The organism is Pseudomonas paracarnis (assembly GCF_904063055.1).
In the GTDB taxonomy this organism is placed as follows: Bacteria; Pseudomonadota; Gammaproteobacteria; order Pseudomonadales; family Pseudomonadaceae; genus Aquipseudomonas; species Aquipseudomonas paracarnis.
In genome coordinates this window covers 234,706-254,185 of the sequence record NZ_CAJFCN010000006.1, presented here as the reverse complement: position 1 = coordinate 254,185, position 19,480 = coordinate 234,706, and the positions used below count along the sequence as shown (strand labels likewise).

Genomic DNA, 19,480 nt, shown 5'->3' with positions numbered 1-19,480 from the left:
TGCGGCTGGTTATAGTCATCGCGTCTTTATCCCTTCAAAAAGATCAGCACATGCCAGCTTCCCAGCGCATAGCGGTAGTCGATTCAGCGGTCAACGCTGTGGTCGTGCCGTGCCGTGGCAAGCAGCCTGCGCAGATCAGTCACTACCCCCCACCTGTCAGTAGCACGCCGGTGTACGCAGTCGTATCACCGCCGGGTGTTGGCATTTCGGGCTGATCAGCGATTCGCTGTTGCCCCGTGCCTGCCTGAAAAAAACCTACTGAAATTCAGTTTTTACTGAGTCGGCTTTTTAGCCTGATAACAGGTGGTAACCATGTCTGTGCTTTCGAAACAATCCGTGGCCGCGGCGGCCTCGACGAGCGTGTTTGTCCTGCTGTGGAGCAGCGGGGCGATCTTCTCCAAGTTGGGCTTGGCCCATGCTTCGCCCTTTGCCTTTCTGCTGATCCGCTTTGCCATCGCCCTGATGGGGTTGGTGGTGTTGGTACCCATCCTCAAGTTGAAGCTGCCTCGTCCCGGCAAACCCTTGCTGTATGCGGCGGCGACGGGCCTGGTTTTGCTGGGGGCCTACCAGATTTTCTATCTGCTGGCCCTGGACCTCAACGTCACCCCCGGGGTGATGGCGACCATCATGGGCGTGCAGCCGATCCTTACCGTGGTACTGATGGAGCGCCAACGCTCCTGGCGCCGGTTGTTCGGCCTGGGGTTGGGGTTGGCGGGCTTGATCATGGTGGTGTACCAGGGCATCGGGTTGGCGGGCATGTCTCTGGCCGGGATGGTGTTCGGGCTGCTGGCGCTGGCGAGCATGACGTTTGGCTCTATCATGCAAAAGCGCATCACCGACAACCCCTTGGGCACGCTGCCACTGCAATACCTGGCCGGGTTGCTACTGTGCGCGGTGTTCGTGCCGTTCCAGCCGTTCCACTTTGAACACAGTGCGCGTTTTTACCTGCCGGTCCTGTGGATGGGGCTGGTGGTGTCCGTGCTGGCGACGTTGTTGCTGTACCGCCTGATCGCTCGGGGCAACCTGGTGAATGTCACCAGCCTGTTCTACCTGGTGCCAGCAGTGACGGCGGTGATGGACTACCTGATCTTCGGTAATCGCCTGGCCTTGTTGAGCGTGCTGGGAATGGCGTTGATCATCGTCGGCTTGGTGTTTGTATTCCGTAAGCAATAAACCCACCCCTGTAGGAGCGAGATTGGTCGCTCCTACAGTTTTTGCGGGCGCAGCACCAACCACAACGCCCCGGCAATCAGCACACCGCCATACAGGTGGGCCATGGACAGCTGCTCATCCAACAGCAACGCACCCCACAACACGCCGAACGGCGGAATCATGAAGGTCACGGTCATCGACTTGACCGGGCCGATGGACGACAGCAGGCGGAAGTACAGAATGTAGGCGAACGCCGTACATACCAGCCCCAATCCCAGCAGAGACGACCACACCTGCCAGCCGCCCCAGCTCGCCGGTGGATGGCTGATGGCGCTGTAGGCAAAGAACGGCAACAGAAACAACGTCGCCCCCAACATGCTGCCCAAGGCCGAGAGACGGCTGTCCAACCCGCCGCGCTGGTCCAGCCAACGCCGCGCCAGGAAACCGGCAAAGCCATAGCACGTGGTTGCCAGCAGGCACGCCAGTGCGCCCATCAATAATTCCAGATCAAAGGCCACCGGCCCCGCACGCGTGAGCACGGCAACGCCAAACAGCCCCAGGGCGACCCCTGCGATTTTCGATGGCGTCAGGCGCTCACTGAAGAACAGCCCGCCAATCAGCACGCCCATCAGCGGCGTGGTGGCGTTGAAAATCGCCGAATAACCTGCCGGCAGTACCTGTGCCGCCACCGAGTACATCGTCGCGGGAATCCCCGAGTTGATCACGCCCAGCAACAGGACCGTCTTGAACTTGCCCTTGAAATCCCAGCTCACGCGCATCATCGCCAGGATCACTAATAAGCCCGCGGCGGCAATCGACACGCGGAAAAACGCGGTGGGCACTGTGCCGATTTCCGGGGCGATGATGCGCATAAACAGGAAACTCGCGCCCCAAATGGCGGCCAGCCCCAGCAGATACAGGGTGTCAACAGGTCTCACGGAAAACTCCTACGCCAAATGGGGCGCAGAAGTGTTGCCCAGCGGGCAGGTCGGCACAATGGCTAATTGCAGTCAGTTCACCCCTGCGCAAAATCATTCTTCTCCTGCCTCGGTTCACTGGCTAAGCTCTGGGCTTCCAGATACCCGTTCGAGGTTTCCCGCATGTCGCAGTCCGCCCTCGCTATCGCCCGGATGATCCTCGACGGTTTCGACGATTACCGTGAACACTTCCGCCAGATCACCGATGGCGCCCGTGAGCGTTTCGAGAAGGCCCAGTGGCAGCAGGGGCAGGCCGCGTCGGCCGCGCGCATCAACCTCTATGAAGAGAAAGTCGCTGAGGTCACGACCCGCCTGCGCGCCAGTTTTGACCCTGCGCCGTTGCATGACATCGGCCAGTGGCCCCTGGTAAAAAGCGCCTATATCGGCCTGATCGACCTGCGCTTTGACGATGAACTGTCCGAGACCTGGTACAACTCGATCTTCTGCGGCCTGTTCAGCCATGACCTGATCAGCGACGGCTGCATGTTCATCCACACTACCCGGCCGAGCCTGCGCCGGGCGCGGGCGGCGCAAACCCGTATCTACACGCCGGCCGGTAAAATAGCGGACATGCTCGCGCAGGTTTTCTCTGACTACCGCTTCAGCGAGCCCTACGCCGACCTGCCCGCCGACCTGCGCCGCCTCGAAGCCCAGTTGCGGGAAAACCTGCCGGATTGGGTGTGCAAGGACCCGGACCTCAAGGTCGAGTTGTTTTCCTCGGTGCTGTATCGCAACAAAGGCGCCTACCTCGTGGGGCGCATCTACACCCGCGACGAACAATGGCCGTTGGTGATTCCGCTGCTGCACCGCGAAGGGCGTGGCATTCAGATCGATGCGTTGATCACCGACGAAGCCGACGTGTCGATCATCTTCTCGTTCACCCGTTCCTATTTCATGGTCGACGTGCCCGTGCCAGCGGAATTCATTGGCTTTCTCAAGCGCATTCTGCCGGGCAAGCACATTGCCGAGCTGTACACCTCCATCGGTTTCTACAAGCACGGCAAATCCGAGTTCTACCGCGCGCTGATCAACCACCTGGCCACCACCGATGACCAGTTCATCATGGCCCCCGGCGTGCGCGGCATGGTCATGAGCGTGTTTACGCTGCCGGGTTTCAATACGGTGTTCAAGATCATCAAGGACCGCTTCTCGCCGTCGAAAAACGTCAACCGCGCCACGGTGATCGAAAAGTACCGCCTGGTGAAAAGCGTCGACCGGGTAGGGCGCATGGCCGACACCCAGGAGTTCGCCGACTTCCGCTTCCCCTTGAGCAAGTTCGAGCCCGAGTGCCTGGCCGAGCTGCTGGAAGTCGCCGCCGGTACTGTCGAAGTGGAGGGCGATACCGTGCTTATCCGCCACTGCTGGACCGAGCGACGCATGACCCCGCTCAACCTCTACCTCGACAACGCCAACCCCGCCCAGGTGCGCGAAGCATTGGAGGATTACGGCCTGGCGATCAAGCAACTGGCGGCAGCGAATATCTTCCCCGGCGACATGCTGCTGAAAAACTTTGGCGTCACCCGCCACGGCCGCGTGGTGTTCTACGACTACGACGAAATCTGCTTTCTCACCGAAGCCAACTTCCGCCATATCCCCGCGCCGCGCACCCCCGAGGATGAAATGGCCTCCGAGCCCTGGTACTCCATCGGCCCGCTGGATGTGTTCCCCGAGGAATTCCCGCCGTTCCTGTTTGCCGACGCCGGCCAGCGCAAGTTGTTCGACGAGTTGCATGGCGAGTTGTACAACGCCGATTACTGGAAGGGCCTGCAGGACGCGATTCGTGCCGGTAAGGTGATCGACGTATTCCCCTACCGCCGCAAAGACCCGCTATAACCTATTGCCCCTGTGGGAGCGGGCGTGCTCGCGAATACGCTGGTTCAGTTGATACATCTGTGACTGACACACCGCTTTCGCGAGCAAGCCCGCTCCCACATTTTGGTTCGGTTTACACCCGTTGAAGCTCAACTGCCTGCCAGATGGGCTGCTTTTCTGCCACACTTGCCGGCCGTGCATAAATAGATGACCGTCGAAATAGCTGATGACAGACCAAGCACCCACCCTCGACCAACTGCTCAAAGCCCTCGATCACGCCATGCTCGCCGACCGCCACCGCTTGCGCCGGCAGTTGCTTGAGCTGCGCAAGAAGCCCGATGAGGACAAGCTGGCGCAGTGGGTGGCGCGCATGCAGGCATCGTGCGCCCAGGTCACGGCGCGGCGCGCCAGCCTGCCGGTGATTCGCTACGACGACAGCCTGCCGATTGCTGCCAAGCGCGATGAGATCAAAGACGCGCTGAACAAGCACCAGGTGCTGATCATTGCTGGCGAGACCGGCTCGGGTAAAACCACGCAGTTGCCGAAAATCTGCCTGGAAATCGGTCGCGGCCAGTACGGTCTGATCGGCCACACCCAGCCACGCCGGATCGCAGCGCGCAGTGTCGCCAGCCGTGTCGCTGAAGAGCTGGCCACGCCATTGGGTGCGCTGGTCGGTTACCAAGTGCGCTTCGAAGACCAGAGTGACTCCAACACCCTGATCAAGCTGATGACCGACGGCATCCTGCTGGCCGAAACCCAGAACGACCGTTACCTCGAGCGCTACGACACGATCATCGTCGACGAAGCCCACGAACGCAGCCTGAACATCGACTTCCTGCTCGGCTACCTCAAGACCCTGTTGCCGCGCCGCCCCGACCTGAAGGTTATCATCACCTCGGCGACCATCGACCTGGAGCGCTTTTCCAAGCACTTCGACGATGCGCCAATAGTCGAGGTGTCGGGCCGTACCTTCCCGGTGGACACCTGGTATCGCCCCCTCACCCTGGAACAGGACGAGGAGGGCAACCGCGTCGAGGACGACCTGACCGTCGACCAGGCGATCCTCGCCACCCTCGATGAAATCGCCGCCTATGAGCGCAGCGAACGGCGCAGCCCTGGCGACGTGTTGGTGTTCCTGCCCGGCGAGCGCGAGATTCGTGATGCGGCCGACATGCTGCGCAAGGCCCAGCTCAAGCACACCGAGATTTTGCCGTTGTACGCACGGCTGTCACCGGCCGAGCAACAGCGCATTTTCCAGTCCCACCCAGGCCGGCGCGTGGTACTGGCGACCAACGTTGCGGAAACCTCGCTGACGGTGCCGGGCATTCGCTATGTGATCGACAGCGGCACGGCACGCATCAGCCGCTACAGCTACCGCGCCAAGGTGCAGCGCCTGCCCATCGAGGCGATTTCCCAGGCCAGCGCCAACCAGCGTAAAGGCCGTTGCGGCCGGGTTGAACCGGGTATTTGCGTGCGCTTGTACAGCGAAGAAGATTTTATCGGGCGCCCGGAATTTACCGACCCGGAAATTCTGCGCACTAACCTCGCGGCCGTGATCCTGCAGATGCTGCACCTGCGCCTGGGCGAGATCACCGATTTCCCGTTTATCGAACCGCCGGATGGCAAGGCCATCAGCGACGGTTTCAACCTGCTGCAAGAACTCTCGGCGGTCGACCGCAACAGCCAGCTCACGCCGTTGGGCCGCCAGCTCGCCCGCTTGCCGGTGGACCCGCGCATGGGCCGCATGTTGCTGGAAGCGGCCAAGCTCGGCAGTTTGCAGGAAGTGTTGATCGTCGCCAGCGCCATGTCGATCCAGGACCCGCGCGAGCGCCCACCAGAGCGTCAACAAGCGGCCGACCAAGCCCACGCACAGTGGAAAGACCCGGATTCTGACTTCGCCGGGTTGGTCAACCTGTGGCGCGGTTTCGAGGAGCAGCGCCAGGAACTGACCGCCAGCCCGTTGCGCAACTGGTGCCGCAAAAACTTCCTCAATTACTTGCGCCTGCGCGAGTGGCGCGACTCCCATCGTCAATTGAGCCTGATCTGCCGCGACATGCAGCTGAGCCTCAACAAAGAGCCCGCCGACTATCCGAAGCTGCATAAAGCGGTACTGTCCGGCCTGCTCAGCCAGATTGGCCAGAAGACCGAAGACGGCGATTACCTCGGGGCGCGCCAGCGTCGCTTCTGGATTCACCCGTCTTCGGGCATCGGCAAGAAGCGCCCGCAATGGCTGATGACCGCCGAACTGGTGGAAACCACCAAGCTCTATGCACGCATGGTGGCGAAAATCGACGCCGACTGGATCGAGCCGCTGGCCGGGCATCTGATCAAGAAGAACCACTTCGAACCCCATTGGGAGAAGAAGCGTGGCCAGGTGGTGGCCTTTGAGCAGATCACCCTGTTCGGGCTGATCGTGGTCGGGCGCCGGCCGGTGCATTACGGGCCGATTGACCCGGTGGTGTCCCGTGAGTTGTTTATCCGTGAAGGCCTGGTGCGCGGCGAGATTCAGTCCCGGGCCAAGTGCCTGACGGCCAACCAGAAACTGCTGGAGCAACTCGACGAGCTGGAAGCCAAGGCCCGCCGTCGCGACATCCTGGCCGACGAAGAAACCCTGTACGCCTTCTACGATGCGCGCCTGCCCGCAGAGATTCACCAGACCGCCACCTTTGACAGTTGGTACAAGGTCAACAGCCAGAAAGACCCGCAACTGCTGATCATGCGTGAAGAAGACGTACTGGCCCGCGAGGCCAGTGAAGTCACCGCCGCGCATTACCCGGACACCTTGCACCTGGGCGACCTGGCCCTGGCCTTGAGTTACCACTTCGAACCCAACCACCCCCGTGACGGCGTGACCCTGCGGGTGCCGGCGCCGTTGTTGCCGGCGTTGCCAGCCGAGCGCCTGGAGTGGCTGGTGCCGGGGTTGATCGAAGCCAAGTGCATCGCTCTGGTGCGCAACTTGCCCAAGGCGCTGCGCAAAAACTTCGTGCCGGTGCCGGACTTCGTCAAGGCTGCGCTGCAACGTATCGAATTCGGCCAGGGCTCTCTGCCCCAGGCGCTGGGGCGTGAATTGCTGCGCATGACCGGTGCGCGGGTCAGCGATGAGGCGTGGGCCGAGGCGGCGCAACAGGTGGAAAACCACCTGAAGATGAACCTGGAAGTGGTCGACGGCCAGGGCAAGTTCCTCGGCGAAGGCCGTGACTTGGCCGAGCTGACCGCACGGTTCGCCGAAGCCAGCCAGGCCGCCTTGGCGGTGCCGCAAACCGCGAAAAGCCAGCAGCCGGTAGAGGCCAAGGTGTTTGCGGCGGTGGCGGAAAAAACCCAGCAGAACATCGCCGGCCTGTCGATGACGGTGTATCCGGCACTGGTGGAAGAGAACGGCACGGTCAAGGAGGGGCGCTTCTCCACCGCTGCCGAAGCCGAGTTCCAGCACCGTCGCGCCTTGCAGCGCCTGCTGATGCAGCAATTGGCGGAGCCGGCGAAATTCCTGCGCGGCAAATTGCCGGGCCTGACCGAACTGGGGTTGATGTACCGTGAACTGGGGCGAATCGACGCGCTGGTGGAAGACATCCTGCTGGCCAGCCTCGATACCTGTGTACTTGAAGGCGAAGCCAGCCTGCCACGCGATGGCGCTGGCCTGGCGGCCTTGGCTGAACGCAAGCGCGGCAGTTGGACTGAGCACGCCGAACGCCTGGCGCGCCTGACCCTGGAAGTGCTGAAACTTTGGCACGGCCTGCAAAAACGCTTCAAGGGCAAGATCGACCTGGCCCAGGCCGTGGCCTTGAACGATATCAAGCAGCAACTGAGCAACCTGGTGTATCCAGGTTTTGTGCGGGAAACCCCGGCCCAGTGGTTCAAGGAACTGCCGCGTTTCCTCAAGGCTATCGAACTGCGTTTGGAAAAACTGCCGAGCCAGGTGCAAAAGGACCGCGTGTGGAGCAGCGAATTGGGCGGCCTGTGGGCGCAGTACCAGAACCGCGTGAACAAACATACCCAGGAAGGCAAGCGCGACCCGCAGTTGGAGCTGTACCGCTGGTGGCTGGAGGAGTACCGGGTGTCGCTGTTTGCCCAGCAGTTGGGTACCAAAGTGCCGATTTCCGATAAACGCCTGAGCAAGCAGTGGAGCCAGATAGAGCCCTGAAGCCCTTGCCGCAAGGTGTTTGTTTGGCCTATAGCGCCAAATCCCCGGTGTTGTGGCAAACTTCGCGGTCACAAGATTGAATAAAAGCATTGCCAGTTTGATGCCCGCTGGATGACATCAAACGACTTTAATTTTGGTACGACGGTACCAATATCTTCTGCCTGACAGATTTAGAGGAACGACCGTGCATAACGTCGTCATCAGCGGCACTGGCCTGTACACCCCGGCCAACAGCATTTCCAACGAAGAGCTGGTGCAGTCTTTCAATGCCTACGTACAACAGTTCAACGCCGACAACGCCGCCGCTATCGAACGTGGCGATGTGCAGGCGCTGACCGAGTCGAGCGCGGCATTCATTGAAAAGGCATCCGGCATCAAGAGCCGTTTTGTGATGGACAAGGACGGCATCCTCGATCCACAGCGCATGGCTCCGCGCCTGCCCGAGCGCAGCAACGACGAATGGTCGGTGCTTTGCCAGATGGCCATCGGTGCCGCCGAACAAGCCCTGCAGCGCGCCGGCAAGACCGCCGCCGACATCGACGGCGTGATTGTCGCCTGCTCCAACCTGCAACGCGCCTACCCGGCGATCGCCATTGAAGTCCAGGAAGCCTTGGGTATCCAGGGTTTCGGTTTCGACATGAACGTGGCGTGTTCCTCGGCCACCTTCGGCATCCAGAACGCGGCCAACAGCATCCAGTTGAGCCAGGCCCGGGCGATCCTGATGGTCAACCCGGAAGTCTGCACCGGCCACCTGAACTTTCGTGACCGTGACAGCCACTTCATCTTCGGTGATGCCGCCACGGCGGTGATCCTGGAGCGTGCTGACCTGGCGACGTCCGAACATCAGTTCGACGTGGTGAGTACCAAGCTGCTGACCAAGTTCTCCAACAACATCCGCAACAACTTTGGCTTCCTCAATCGCACGGCGGAAGAGGGCATCGGCGCCCCCGACAAGCTGTTCGTGCAGGAAGGCCGCAAGGTGTTCCGTGATGTCTGCCCGATGGTGGCCGAATTGATCGGCGAGCACCTGGCAGAAAACCAGCTGAGTGTTACTGATGTGAAGCGTTTCTGGCTGCACCAGGCCAACCTGAGCATGAACCATCTGATCGTGAAGAAACTGCTGGGGCGCGACGCGTCAGTAGAAGAAGCACCGGTGATCCTCGATACTTACGCCAATACGAGCTCGGCCGGCTCGGTGATTGCGTTCCACACTTATCAGGATGACCTGCCCAAGGGCGCGGTTGCCGTACTCAGCTCCTTTGGCGCCGGGTATTCGATTGGCAGTGTGATCCTGCGCAAACGCTGAGTATGTGGCCGGACGCGGTCAACTGTGGGAGCTGGCTTGCCTGTGAAGGCATCGGCTCGGTGTGCCTGAATCACCGAGTTGTCTGGATCGCAGGCAAGCCAGCTCCCACATTGAGCGTATTTCCACGGCAAGATTGAGGTAAACGATGGCCGCAGCGGACGATGCGCACCTGCTTGAACGCCTGCTCAAGGGTGAGCAGCGGGCTTATAAGGATTTGGTCAACACGTACCAGAGTGCGATGCGGGCAGTGGCGTATGCCATCGTCGGCCAGCGCCATGCCGATGAGGTGGTGCAAGATGCCTGGCTCTCGGTGGTGCGCAACCTGGCCAAGTTCGAAGGGCGATCTAGCCTCAAGACATGGTTATTGACGATCACTGCCAATTCCGCAAAGAGCCGTTACAAACAAAATCGTCGGGAAGTCCTTCTCGACGATTTACCCTCGCCTCACGGCACTATCGGCGATGACCGCTTCAGCCCGGATGATGGCCATTGGGCTGTCGCCCCTTACGCTTGGCACCAGGACACCCCGGAAGCGCTGCTGACCGAAGATGAATTGCGCAAGTGCCTGGAGCATACGATTCTGAGTTTGTCCGAATTGCAAAGCAGTGTGCTGGTACTGCGTGAACGCCAGGGCCTGGAATTGGAAGAAATCTGTAATCTTCTGACCCTTTCACTCTCCAACGTCCGTGTGCTGTTGCATCGAGCGCGGCTTAAAGTCTTCGCCACGGTGGAGCATTTTGAGGAAACGGGTGAATGTTGACCTGTAAAGAACAAGTAGCGCGTTCCAGTGACTACCTCGATGGGCAATTGACCTTTCGGGAGCGTCTGCTGGTGCGTCATCACTTGATGTTCTGCCCGAACTGCCGACGCTTTATCCGTCAGATGCGCCTGATGCAGGCAACGCTCAAGCGTATGCCGCAGGAGCCGGTGGAGGGGGTTGATGCGCTGGCCGAACAACTGGCCGCCGAGCGGCTTAAAGACATCATGTAGGAGCGAGCTTGCTCGCTCCTACATGTTAAGCGTTAGAACTTGGCTTCAGCATCCAACTGCAAGGTGTTGGTGTCGGCATCGCGCTGGGTCCGGCTGGCAAAGTCAGCCTTGGTCAGGAAGTAGGTGGCGCCGATGGCGAAGTTCTTGTCGATGTCGTAGCTGACTTTCATCTTGTGACCGCGCGAGCCGGTGGTGCCGTTGGCGAAGTCCGAATCGGTGAAGGCGCCGACGACGGCATTACGTTGAACGTCGCGGTAGTTGTAGTCCAGGTTCAAACCGAACACCTTGGACTTGGCACCCAGCAACCAGGCGGTGTCCTGGTCGGTCACCGCATCGTTGTTTTTTACGTACTGGCCGTAGAACGACAGCGGCACGGCCAGGCCACCGATGTCTGCTTGCGCAAAGCCTTCGTACAAGCGGAATTCATTGTTGGCCGAGTTGCCGTTGACCGCCAATGCGCAAGGCGTGGTGGTGGTTGTGCAGCGGCTGTCTTCGTCGTTCTTGTAGGCGTAGATGCTGCCGCCCAAGGTCATTTTCAGGTTGTCGGTGACCGAGAAACGCGTACCCAACTGGCCGGACGTCAGGCGCAGGTCATGGCGAAATTGCACGCCGTCACCGTCGACGTTGTCCTTGAGGTTGTAGTTACCCAGGCTACCGAACAGCTCCGCGCTGCTACCCAGTGGGTATTTGTAGGTGACGGCCAGGCCTTCAGGGTTGATGTCGCTATCCCAGATCACATCGCCCATGTTCACCCACGGCTGCAGCATCTTGCCGCCGATCACGTGCAGGTTCTTGATCTGGTCCGGGTGGTAGTCGATGTAGCCGAGGTCCAGCCAGATCGACTTCTTATCGAAGTAGCCATCCTGGTCCTGGTTGGTGGAGCGTGCATCATCGCCGCCGCCGGTGGCGATACGGATACCGGTGTCCACCTGCGGGTTGATTTCGGTGTAGGCACCCAGGCGGGCACGAATGCGTTGACGGTCCTTGTCACGCCCACCGTTGTTGGGTTCGCCGTCGATCTTTATGGTTTCCTGGCGGAAGCGCACGTCACCCTTGAACTGGGTCTTGGCTGCCCAAGCCAATTTCTGGTCGAAGCTGCTCAGCTCGTTGGTTTTTTTCGCGGTGGCCGCGATCTGCTCGTTGGTCTCTTGTTGAGCCTGGCGTGCGATCTGCTGCTCTTTCTGATCTCTGGCCAGTTCCATTTGCAGTTCGGTGTACTGCGCCGCGGTGATCTGGCCGTTGGCCTTGAGCATGTCGAGCAATTTAGCGTCGACTGCAGCGCTGGCCGGAACGCTCAGTGCCAGCAACAGGCCGCCACACAGGACCGCCGCAGTTTTAGTGGAAGCAAGACGCATATCAATCTCCGAAAGTGAGGAGGGAGGGCAACACCCTCCAGGACACAACCGACCCATGACGGACGGAAAAAATGTCGCCCGGTAGACCCGGACGCTCTAAAAACTGGCGTCAGTATCGCGACCGTTTATGACGGAGTAGTGGCTAAGTGATTTCACCTAGATGACAAATCGTTACGCTACGGAACTAAGGGTTTTGAGCCCTGTCCGCGTGTTTTGAGGATGTGCGCGCGGCTGTGATCAGCGATACTCGCCAGGTTTTCATGCCAAGAAACAATGAGGATGCCGATGCCGCTGCAACGCCTGGACAGCTTGTCCGATATCGCTGCGCACACGTGGGATGCCCTGATGCCACAGGCCCAGCCGTTTATGCAGCATGGGTTTCTGAGTGCGCTGGAAGACAGCGCCAGCATCGGCCCGCATTCGGGCTGGCAGACGGAGCACTTGCTGCACTGGGAAGGCGACCGGTTGATGGCGGCATTGCCGGGTTATCGCAAATGGCATTCTTATGGCGAGTACGTGTTCGATCATGGTTGGGCCGACGCCTGCGAGCGCGCCGGCATCGACTATTACCCCAAGTTGCTGACGGCCGTGCCGTTCAGCCCGGTCGGTGGGCCGCGGGTATTGGCTGCCAGTGCCGCCGACGCTTTTGAGTTGCTCAATAGCCTGCCGGGTTATCTGCAGATCGAAGGCCTGTCGAGCGCCCATATCAACTTTACCGATGCCCTCGCCGATCAAGCCATGGCCCAACACCCCGGCTGGTTGCAACGCTTGGGTTGCCAGTTTCATTGGCAAAACCGAGGCTACCGCGACTTCCAGGATTTCCTCGACGCCCTGAGTTCACGCAAGCGCAAACAGATGCGCAAAGAACGTGAACAAGTGGCAGGGCAGGGTATCGAGTTCGAGTGGTTGCAAGGCCATGAGCTGAGCGAAGCCCAGTGGGATTTTGTCTATGCCTGCTACGCCAACACCTACGCGGTGCGCCGGCAATCGCCCTACCTGACCCGCGCATTTTTCAGCCTGCTGGCTGAGCGCATGCCCGCAGCCATCCGCGTAGTCTTGGCCAAACAAGGCACGCGCCCGGTGGCCATGGCCTTCAGCCTGCTTGGCGGCGACAGCTTCTATGGCCGCTACTGGGGCTGCCTGGCGGAATTCGACCGCCTGCATTTCGAGACCTGTTTCTACCAAGGCATGGACTACGCCATCGCCCACGGCCTGCAACGCTTCGATGCGGGTGCCCAGGGGGAGCACAAATTGATTCGCGGGTTTGAGCCGGTGATTACGCGGTCATGGCACTACTTGCGCCACCCGGGGTTGAAGAGTGCCGTGGAGGATTTTCTTGAGCGAGAGCGGGTGGGGGTTCTGGCGTATGCCGAAGAGGCGAGGGCGGCCCTGCCTTATCGGCACTCTGACGGCACGTGAAACACCCTGTAGGAGCGAGCAAGCTCGCTCCTACAGGGATTGGGTCAAGCTGTTTTTTCTGCACCCAACCATCGGTACGTAATGCCGCCGATCACCGCGCCGAGGATCGGCGCGAGCCAGAACAGCCACAATTGTTGCAGCGCCCAGCCGCCGACAATCAACGCAGGCCCTGTGCTGCGGGCCGGGTTGACCGAGGTGTTGGTCACCGGGATGGAGATCAGGTGGATCAGCGTCAGCCCCAGGCCAATGGCGATGGGCGCGAAGCCTGCCGGGGCTCGACGGTCGGTGGCGCCAAGGATGATCAGCACGAACATCGCCGTCATCACCAGCTCACAGACAAAGCCTGCCGCCATTGAATAACCTCCGGGTGAATGCTCGCCATAACCATTGCTTGCCAGCCCGGAGGCCAGTTCGAACCCGGGTTTGCCGCTGGCGATGAAGTACAGCAGTGCGGCGGCGATGGCGCCACCGATCACTTGCGACACGATGTAGGCCGGCAACTCCCTGGCCGGGAATCTGCCGCCCACCACCAACCCCACCGAGACGGCCGGGTTAAGGTGACAGCCGCTGATATGCCCGATGGCAAATGCCATGGTCAGCACCGTGAGCCCAAAAGCCAGGGACACCCCGAGCAGGCCGATGCCAACGTTGGGGAACGCTGCGGCCAATACCGCACTCCCGCAGCCACCCAACACCAGCCAAAACGTACCCAGTCCTTCCGTTACGGAACGTTTGAACAGTGACATGAACACTTCCTTAGATTGCTCTATCTGATTAACGGTCTGTGTGGCTTCCCTGCCGCCTTAAATCAGGGCCCTCCTGGGGCCTGATTGCAGTACAGCAGGATTGTGTCGCAAGACCAGCCAGATAGAGAAAGCTGTCAGAATTGTTCGGAATTGAGCGGGGCTTTACCCAGCGAAATCAGTCTATGCCGACAAAACCCCCGGTCTGATGCTGCCATAACCGCGAATAAAGCCCGCCGTATGCCAGCAACTCGGAATGGCTGCCGCTCTCGGCAATCTGGCCTTTTTCCAGCACCACCAGGCGGTCCATTCGTGCGATGGTCGACAACCGGTGTGCAATTGCGATCACCGTCTTGCCCTGCATCAAGGTTTCCAGGCTCTCCTGGATCGCCGCTTCTACTTCCGAGTCCAGCGCGGAGGTGGCTTCGTCCATGATCAGGATCGGCGCGTCCTTGAGCAGCACGCGGGCGATAGCGATACGCTGGCGTTGCCCGCCGGAGAGTTTCACCCCGCGTTCACCCACATGGGCATCCAGCCCGGTGCGGCCCTCGGAATCCGACAGCAGCGGGATGAACTCATCGGCGCGGGCCTTGTGCACCGCCGCCCAGAGTTCTTCGTCAGTTGCGTCGGGCTTGCCATACAGCAGGTTGTCGCGGATCGAGCGGTGCAGCAACGAGGTGTCTTGGGTGATCATGCCGATCTGCGCGCGCAGGCTTTCCTGGGCCACTTCGGCGATGTCCTGGCCGTCGATGAGGATGCGCCCGCCCTGCAGGTCGTAAAGGCGCAGCAGCAGGTTGACCAGCGTCGATTTGCCCGCGCCGGACGGGCCGATCAAGCCGATCTTTTCCCCGGCCTTGATCTCAAGGTTGAGGCCGCCAATGATTCCGCTCTTCTTGCCGTAGTGGAAGTCCACCTGCTCGAAGCGCACCTGGCCGTGGGGCACCGTCAGGCGGGGAGCGTTTTCACGATCGACCACGGCCAGTGGCTGGGCGATGGTCTTCAGGCCGTCCTGCACGATACCGATGTTTTCGAAGATGCCGTTGACCACCCACATGATCCAGCCGGACATGTTGACGATGCGGATTACCAGGCCGGTGGCCAGGGCAATCGCGCCCACGGAAATCAGCGACTGTGTCCACAGCCACAGGGCCAGGCCGGTGGTGGTGACGATCAGCAGGCCGTTCAGAATACAGATTACGGTGTCCATGCTGGTGAGCACGCGGGCGGCCAGTTGGGTTTTTTCGGTCTGCTCGATGATCGCTTGCTTGGCGTATTCCTGTTCATTCTGGGTATGGGCGAACAGCTTCAAGGTGGTGATATTGGTATAGCCGTCAACAATTCGGCCCATCAACTTGGAGCGCGCCTCCGAGGAGACCACCGAGCGTTCTTTCACGCGAGGCACGAAGTAACGCAGGGCCAGGCTGTAGCAAACGATCCAGGTGATCAGCGGAATCATCAGCCGCCAGTCGGCCTCGGCAAACAACACCAGGGCACTGATGGCGTAGATCGACACGTGCCAGATAGCTTCTGCGGTCGCCACCGCCGAGTCACGCAAGGAGTTGCCGGTTTGCATGATCCGCTGGGCGATGCGCCCGGCAAAGTCGTTCTGGAAGAAATTCAGGCTCTGTTTGAGCACGTAGCTGTGGTTCTGCCAGCGAATCAGGCTGGTCATGCCGGGATTGATGGTCTGGTGCACCAGCAAGTCATGCAGGCCGTTAAAGAGCGGGCGCAACAACAGGGCCACCACGGCCATCCAGATCAGCTCGGCGCTGTGGGTCTGGAAAAAATTCGCCGGTGGCGTGCCCTGGGCCAGGTCGATGATGCGGCTCAGGTAGCTGAACAACGCAACTTCGATCAGGGCGCCGACCAGCCCCACCACCAGCAGTGCGGCGAAGCACGGCCACACCTGGCGCAGGTAATAGAGATAGAAGGGCAGGACTTTTTCGGGAGGGGCCGCGCTGGGGGCGTCGCGGAAAATATCGATCAGTTGTTCAAAACGACGATAGAGCATTAGGTTTGACGCCCGCCGGGCGGGCTCTCCTTTCAAAGGTGCACGGTGCCATGCGGGCACCGTGCAAAGCTGCCTGCGGACCTCAGTCGATGCGCTTGGCCGACTTGATGATCACAGGATCGATAGGCACGTTCTGCATGCCTTGCTTGGTGGTGGTCTGGGAGTTGACGATGATGTCGACCACGTCCATGCCCTTGACCACTTTGGCGAACACGGCATAACCGGCATCGCGGCCCGGGTCGAGGAAGGCATTGTCAGCCACGTTGATGAAGAATTGGCTGGTGGCCGAGTTCGGGTCATTGGTGCGAGCCATGGACAAGGTGCCACGCACGTTATGCAGGCCATTGCTGGCTTCGTTCTTGATCGGTGCTTCGGTCGGCTTTTGTGACATTTGCTGGGTGAACCCGCCGCCCTGGACCATGAAGCCCGGGATCACGCGGTGAAAGATCGTATTGGTGTAGAAGCCCTTGTCGACATAGGCCAGGAAGTTCTTGGTGCTGATCGGTGCCTTGACCGGGTCCAGTTCGATTTCAATCTGGCCGTTGGTGGTGTCGAGCAAAACATGTGGCGCCTTGGCCGGCTCAGCTGCCATCAGGTTGGCAGCAAACAAGGCGGAACCGGCAAAGAAGGCGATTTTTTTCAGCATGGGTCAGTGGTCCTGGGTAGTGGTTTCGACGGTCTTTAGAAAGTCGAGCAAGGTCGCGTTAAAGACCTCGGGTTGATCCAAGGGCGTGGCATGGCGGGAATCTTCGATGACCACCAGCCGCGCATCGGGCAGCAGTTTTACATAGATTTCTTTCTGCGCCACGGGGGTGTAGTCATGGTCGGCGCTGATGACCAGGGTTGGACAGGTAATTCTCGACAGTTGTTCCTGCACGCCCCAGCCCACAATGGCGTCGAAGCTGGCGAGATAAGCACGTTTGTCGTTTCTTGCCCAGCGCTCGGCCATCTTGCGGCGCAGGTCGGCCTGCTCAGGTTTGGGGAACAGCCGATCGCCCAGGGCCTTGCCGATGGTGCCCAGGCTGAGCACACGGGCCAGGGTCCAGCGTTTGGCCCACTGCCAATAGTCATCGGCACTGCGCACCTTGACCTCAGGCGTGCTGTTGACGATGCACAGGCTCTTGACCCGCCGGGGTTCATCCACCGCCAGTTGGAAGGCGATCATGCCGCCCATGGATAAACCCACCACGTGGGCCGCTGGCAGGTCGAGGTGTTCGATCAGCGCGATCAGGTCGAAGGTGAACCCCTTGATGCTGTAGCGCTCCCGGGGTTTGTCCGAGCGACCATGGCCGCGCACGTCAACCACGATCAGGTGGTAGTGTCGGGCGAGTACCGGTACTTGCAGTTCCCAATCCTGGCTGCTGGAGCCCAGGCCGTGGATCAGGATCAGCGGGTTGCCATGGCCATATTCTTCGTAATGCAGGCTGCAGCCTTCATGGTCGAACCAGGCCATGGATGAACTCCGTTTCAGGCTTGTTGAGGGGCGGCGAAGGGCGCGTCCAGGGGAGCGGTGTCAAAGGTGCGCAGCAATTCCACGAGGATCTGCGTGGCGGGCCCCAAGGGTTTGTCTTTGTTGGAGTACAGGTAAAACGTCGGGTTGCGACTGCCACCTTTTTCCAGGGGAAGCTGCTTGAGCACGCCCTCCTTGAGTTCGCGCTCGATCATGTGCCGGGGCAGCCAGGCAAAGCCCAGGCCGCTGGCGACGAAGGTGGCCGCGGTAGCGAGGCTGCCGACGGTCCAGCGCTGTTCGGCGCCGAGCCAGCCGACGTCGCGCGGTTGTTGGCGGCCGGAGTCACGGATCACCACCTGCATCTGGCTCTCCAGGTCGTGGAAACTCAGCTCACGGTTGAGGCGATGCAGCGAGTGATCGGGGTGGGCCACGGCGACGAACTCCACATCGCTCATTTCCGTGCCCAGGTAGCCCGGGATGATAAAACCGCAAATGGCCAGGTCCGCCATGCCGTCGAGCAGCAACTCTTCGACGCCGGACAGTACTTCTTCGCGCAGGCGCACCCGGCAGCCACGGCTTTGCGGCATAAAGGCGGTTAATGCGCGAACGAGACGTGCGCTGGGGTAGGCGGCGTCCACCACCAAGCGCACTTCGGCTTCCCAGCCCTGTTCCATATGATGAGCGAGGTCCTCCAGCTGGCTGGCGTTTTTCACCAGTTGGCGGGATCGGCGCAGCAGCACCTCACCGGCCTCGGTCAGCACCGCCTTGCGCCCGTCGATACGCAGCAAGGGGACGCCGAGTTGGTCCTGCATGCGCGCCACGGTGTAGCTCACTGAAGATTGCGAACGATGCAGCGCTTCGGCAGCTTGGGCAAAGCCGCCATGGTCGACCACGGCTTGCAAGGTGCGCCATTGATCGAGGGTAACGCGGGGCGCTTTCAAGATGAGCTCCTCTTGTCCTAAGCTGGCGGTCCTTATTGGAGACTGCCGAATGAGAAAATTGTGTTGTGTGTTGCTGGCGCTGCTGCCGATGAGCGCGTTTGCCTATCCTATCGACGTGACGAAAAAGATCGATGGCGTGAGCATTGATTACACCGCCTCCGATGTGGACGGCGACATCAGTTCGATCCAGCTGAACAACTACGGCGCCAAGGACGCGGTGTGCAAGGTCACCTTTACCAACGGCCCGGAATCGCCACGCCGTCGTACCGTGACCGTGCCTGCTGGCAAAAGCACTAACACCACGGTCAAGTTCAACCGCGCCATCATCAAGATGCGTATTGCCCTAGACTGCGCGCCAAAATAAAGCAACAGCGGAGCGTGCTCACAGGAATACTCCGCTTATAAACAAATTTCTAGATGGGTTGTAGCAGTTTTTTGCGCTTTTTTATCGAATAGGCCCTGGTTAACCTTCTCTCCATCGACTTACAGCAATTACCGATGGAGCCTACGAAGCCATGTCCAATGTCCTGATCATCGAAAGCAGTGCGCGCCAGCAGGATTCCATTTCCCGCCAGCTCACCCAACAGTTCATCAGCCAATGGCAAGTCGCCCATCCGGCAGACCGCATCACCGTGCGCGACGTAGCGCTCAATCCGGTACCCCATCTGGATGCCAACCTGCTGGGTGGCTGGATGAAACCGGCGGAGCAGCGTAACGACGACGAACAGGTGTCCCTGGACCGCTCCAACGAGTTAACTGACGAACTGCTGGCCGCCGACGTGTTGGTGATGGCCGCGCCGATGTACAACTTCGCCATTCCGAGCACCCTTAAAGCCTGGCTGGATCACGTGTTGCGGGCCGGTGTGACCTTTAAATACACCGCCACCGGGCCCCAGGGTCTGTTGACCGGCAAGCGCGCTATCGTGCTCACCGCACGCGGTGGTATCCACACTGGCGCCACCTCGGATCACCAGGAACCGTACCTGCGCCAGGTCATGGCATTTATCGGCATTCATGACGTTACCTTCATTCACGCCGAAGGCGTCAACCTGGGCGGCGACTTCCAGGAGAAGGGCGTCAATCATGCCAAGGCGCAACTGGCCCAGGTCGCCTGAGGCGTTAATCGTCAGATAATCCCGTGCTGCTTATATAGCCCCACGCAAACCCTTCAAGTACGCGTATCGAA

Annotated in this window: 16 protein-coding genes; 9 read left to right on the top strand and 7 right to left on the bottom strand. The window is 60.3% G+C overall.

Translation table 11 applies throughout. The features are described 5' to 3' along the window. Window positions 1-312 precede the first annotated feature (312 nt). On the top strand, window positions 313-1,173 hold the full coding sequence (locus JMV15_RS15305) for a DMT family transporter (protein WP_014719438.1): 861 nt from the start codon (window positions 313-315) through the stop codon (window positions 1,171-1,173). Between the two features lie 32 nt (window positions 1,174-1,205). Here the strand turns inward: JMV15_RS15305 and JMV15_RS15300 are convergent, their stop codons facing one another. Continuing rightward, complete coding sequence (locus tag JMV15_RS15300; RefSeq protein ID WP_038451105.1) at window positions 1,206-2,090, bottom strand: DMT family transporter; 885 nt, start codon at window positions 2,088-2,090, stop codon at window positions 1,206-1,208. A 162-nt stretch (window positions 2,091-2,252) separates the two neighbouring features. Here JMV15_RS15300 and aceK point away from each other — a divergent pair, with 162 nt between their 5' ends. The 5 genes from aceK (at window position 2,253) to JMV15_RS15275 (ending at window position 10,375) form a co-directional block, all read left to right on the top strand. Beyond that, entirely contained in the window at window positions 2,253-3,962 is a 1,710-nt protein-coding gene (gene aceK, locus JMV15_RS15295; protein ID WP_014719436.1) for a bifunctional isocitrate dehydrogenase kinase/phosphatase, read from the top strand. A 205-nt stretch (window positions 3,963-4,167) separates the two neighbouring features. After that, window positions 4,168-8,079: an ATP-dependent RNA helicase HrpA gene (hrpA, locus tag JMV15_RS15290; RefSeq protein ID WP_069868686.1), complete on the top strand. Its 3,912-nt coding sequence runs from the start codon at window positions 4,168-4,170 to the stop codon at window positions 8,077-8,079. 184 nt (window positions 8,080-8,263) lie between these two features. After that, window positions 8,264-9,385: a beta-ketoacyl-ACP synthase III gene (locus JMV15_RS15285; RefSeq protein WP_201491712.1), complete on the top strand. Its 1,122-nt coding sequence runs from the start codon at window positions 8,264-8,266 to the stop codon at window positions 9,383-9,385. A gap of 145 nt (window positions 9,386-9,530) precedes the next feature. Then, window positions 9,531-10,145, top strand: a complete 615-nt coding sequence (locus JMV15_RS15280; RefSeq protein ID WP_014719433.1) for an RNA polymerase sigma factor — start codon at window positions 9,531-9,533, stop codon at window positions 10,143-10,145. Continuing rightward, on the top strand, window positions 10,139-10,375 hold the full coding sequence (locus tag JMV15_RS15275) for an anti-sigma factor family protein (protein ID WP_020302662.1): 237 nt from the start codon (window positions 10,139-10,141) through the stop codon (window positions 10,373-10,375). Before JMV15_RS15280 ends, JMV15_RS15275 begins: the two co-directional genes overlap by 7 nt. A 32-nt stretch (window positions 10,376-10,407) precedes the next feature. On the opposite strand, the gene JMV15_RS15270 is transcribed toward JMV15_RS15275, so the two are convergent. Beyond that, complete coding sequence (locus tag JMV15_RS15270) at window positions 10,408-11,730, bottom strand: putative porin (RefSeq protein ID WP_003193136.1); 1,323 nt, start codon at window positions 11,728-11,730, stop codon at window positions 10,408-10,410. 285 nt (window positions 11,731-12,015) lie between these two features. Between JMV15_RS15270 and JMV15_RS15265 the strand changes: the two genes are divergently transcribed. Then, the gene (locus JMV15_RS15265; RefSeq protein ID WP_014719431.1) at window positions 12,016-13,149 is read left to right on the top strand and encodes a GNAT family N-acetyltransferase; all 1,134 of its coding nucleotides are present in this window, start codon (window positions 12,016-12,018) and stop codon (window positions 13,147-13,149) included. A 44-nt stretch (window positions 13,150-13,193) separates the two neighbouring features. Here the strand turns inward: JMV15_RS15265 and aqpZ are convergent, their stop codons facing one another. From aqpZ to JMV15_RS15240, 5 genes are all read right to left on the bottom strand, one after another. Continuing rightward, the gene (gene aqpZ, locus JMV15_RS15260) at window positions 13,194-13,895 is read right to left on the bottom strand and encodes an aquaporin Z (RefSeq protein ID WP_019820470.1); all 702 of its coding nucleotides are present in this window, start codon (window positions 13,893-13,895) and stop codon (window positions 13,194-13,196) included. Window positions 13,896-14,070: 175 nt separating this feature from the next. Continuing rightward, a complete protein-coding gene (locus JMV15_RS15255; protein ID WP_019820468.1) occupies window positions 14,071-15,903 on the bottom strand; it encodes an ABC transporter ATP-binding protein in 1,833 nt (610 codons plus the stop codon). An 82-nt stretch (window positions 15,904-15,985) separates the two neighbouring features. Then, window positions 15,986-16,549, bottom strand: coding sequence for a peptidylprolyl isomerase A (locus JMV15_RS15250; RefSeq protein ID WP_014719428.1), 564 nt, complete (start codon window positions 16,547-16,549; stop codon window positions 15,986-15,988). A 3-nt stretch (window positions 16,550-16,552) separates the two neighbouring features. Further along, complete coding sequence (locus JMV15_RS15245; RefSeq protein WP_020302664.1) at window positions 16,553-17,356, bottom strand: alpha/beta fold hydrolase; 804 nt, start codon at window positions 17,354-17,356, stop codon at window positions 16,553-16,555. A 14-nt stretch (window positions 17,357-17,370) separates the two neighbouring features. Further along, a complete protein-coding gene (locus JMV15_RS15240) occupies window positions 17,371-18,294 on the bottom strand; it encodes a LysR family transcriptional regulator (RefSeq protein WP_014719426.1) in 924 nt (307 codons plus the stop codon). 49 nt (window positions 18,295-18,343) lie between these two features. On the opposite strand from JMV15_RS15240, the gene JMV15_RS15235 reads away from it, so the two are divergent. Both JMV15_RS15235 and JMV15_RS15230 read left to right on the top strand, forming a co-directional pair. Further along, window positions 18,344-18,658, top strand: a complete 315-nt coding sequence (locus JMV15_RS15235) for a 3-phosphoglycerate kinase (protein ID WP_038451101.1) — start codon at window positions 18,344-18,346, stop codon at window positions 18,656-18,658. A gap of 151 nt (window positions 18,659-18,809) precedes the next feature. Beyond that, the gene (locus JMV15_RS15230; RefSeq protein WP_014719424.1) at window positions 18,810-19,409 is read left to right on the top strand and encodes an FMN-dependent NADH-azoreductase; all 600 of its coding nucleotides are present in this window, start codon (window positions 18,810-18,812) and stop codon (window positions 19,407-19,409) included. The last annotated feature ends 71 nt before the right edge of the window (window positions 19,410-19,480 follow it).

Bases quoted from the DNA above. Each gene is read 5' to 3' on its own strand.
- JMV15_RS15265 (WP_014719431.1), top strand. From the start codon at position 12,016: ATGCCGCTGCAACGCCTGGACAGCTTGTCCGATATCGCTGCGCACACG.
- JMV15_RS15270 (WP_003193136.1), bottom strand. From the start codon at position 11,730: ATGCGTCTTGCTTCCACTAAAACTGCGGCGGTCCTGTGTGGCGGCCTG.
- aqpZ (WP_019820470.1), bottom strand. From the start codon at position 13,895: ATGTCACTGTTCAAACGTTCCGTAACGGAAGGACTGGGTACGTTTTGG.
- JMV15_RS15305 (WP_014719438.1), top strand. From the start codon at position 313: ATGTCTGTGCTTTCGAAACAATCCGTGGCCGCGGCGGCCTCGACGAGC.
- JMV15_RS15280 (WP_014719433.1), top strand. From the start codon at position 9,531: ATGGCCGCAGCGGACGATGCGCACCTGCTTGAACGCCTGCTCAAGGGT.
- JMV15_RS15245 (WP_020302664.1), bottom strand. From the start codon at position 17,356: ATGGCCTGGTTCGACCATGAAGGCTGCAGCCTGCATTACGAAGAATAT.
- JMV15_RS15255 (WP_019820468.1), bottom strand. From the start codon at position 15,903: ATGCTCTATCGTCGTTTTGAACAACTGATCGATATTTTCCGCGACGCC.
- JMV15_RS15235 (WP_038451101.1), top strand. From the start codon at position 18,344: ATGAGAAAATTGTGTTGTGTGTTGCTGGCGCTGCTGCCGATGAGCGCG.
- JMV15_RS15275 (WP_020302662.1), top strand. From the start codon at position 10,139: ATGTTGACCTGTAAAGAACAAGTAGCGCGTTCCAGTGACTACCTCGAT.
- JMV15_RS15250 (WP_014719428.1), bottom strand. From the start codon at position 16,549: ATGCTGAAAAAAATCGCCTTCTTTGCCGGTTCCGCCTTGTTTGCTGCC.
- aceK (WP_014719436.1), top strand. From the start codon at position 2,253: ATGTCGCAGTCCGCCCTCGCTATCGCCCGGATGATCCTCGACGGTTTC.
- JMV15_RS15230 (WP_014719424.1), top strand. From the start codon at position 18,810: ATGTCCAATGTCCTGATCATCGAAAGCAGTGCGCGCCAGCAGGATTCC.
- hrpA (WP_069868686.1), top strand. From the start codon at position 4,168: ATGACAGACCAAGCACCCACCCTCGACCAACTGCTCAAAGCCCTCGAT.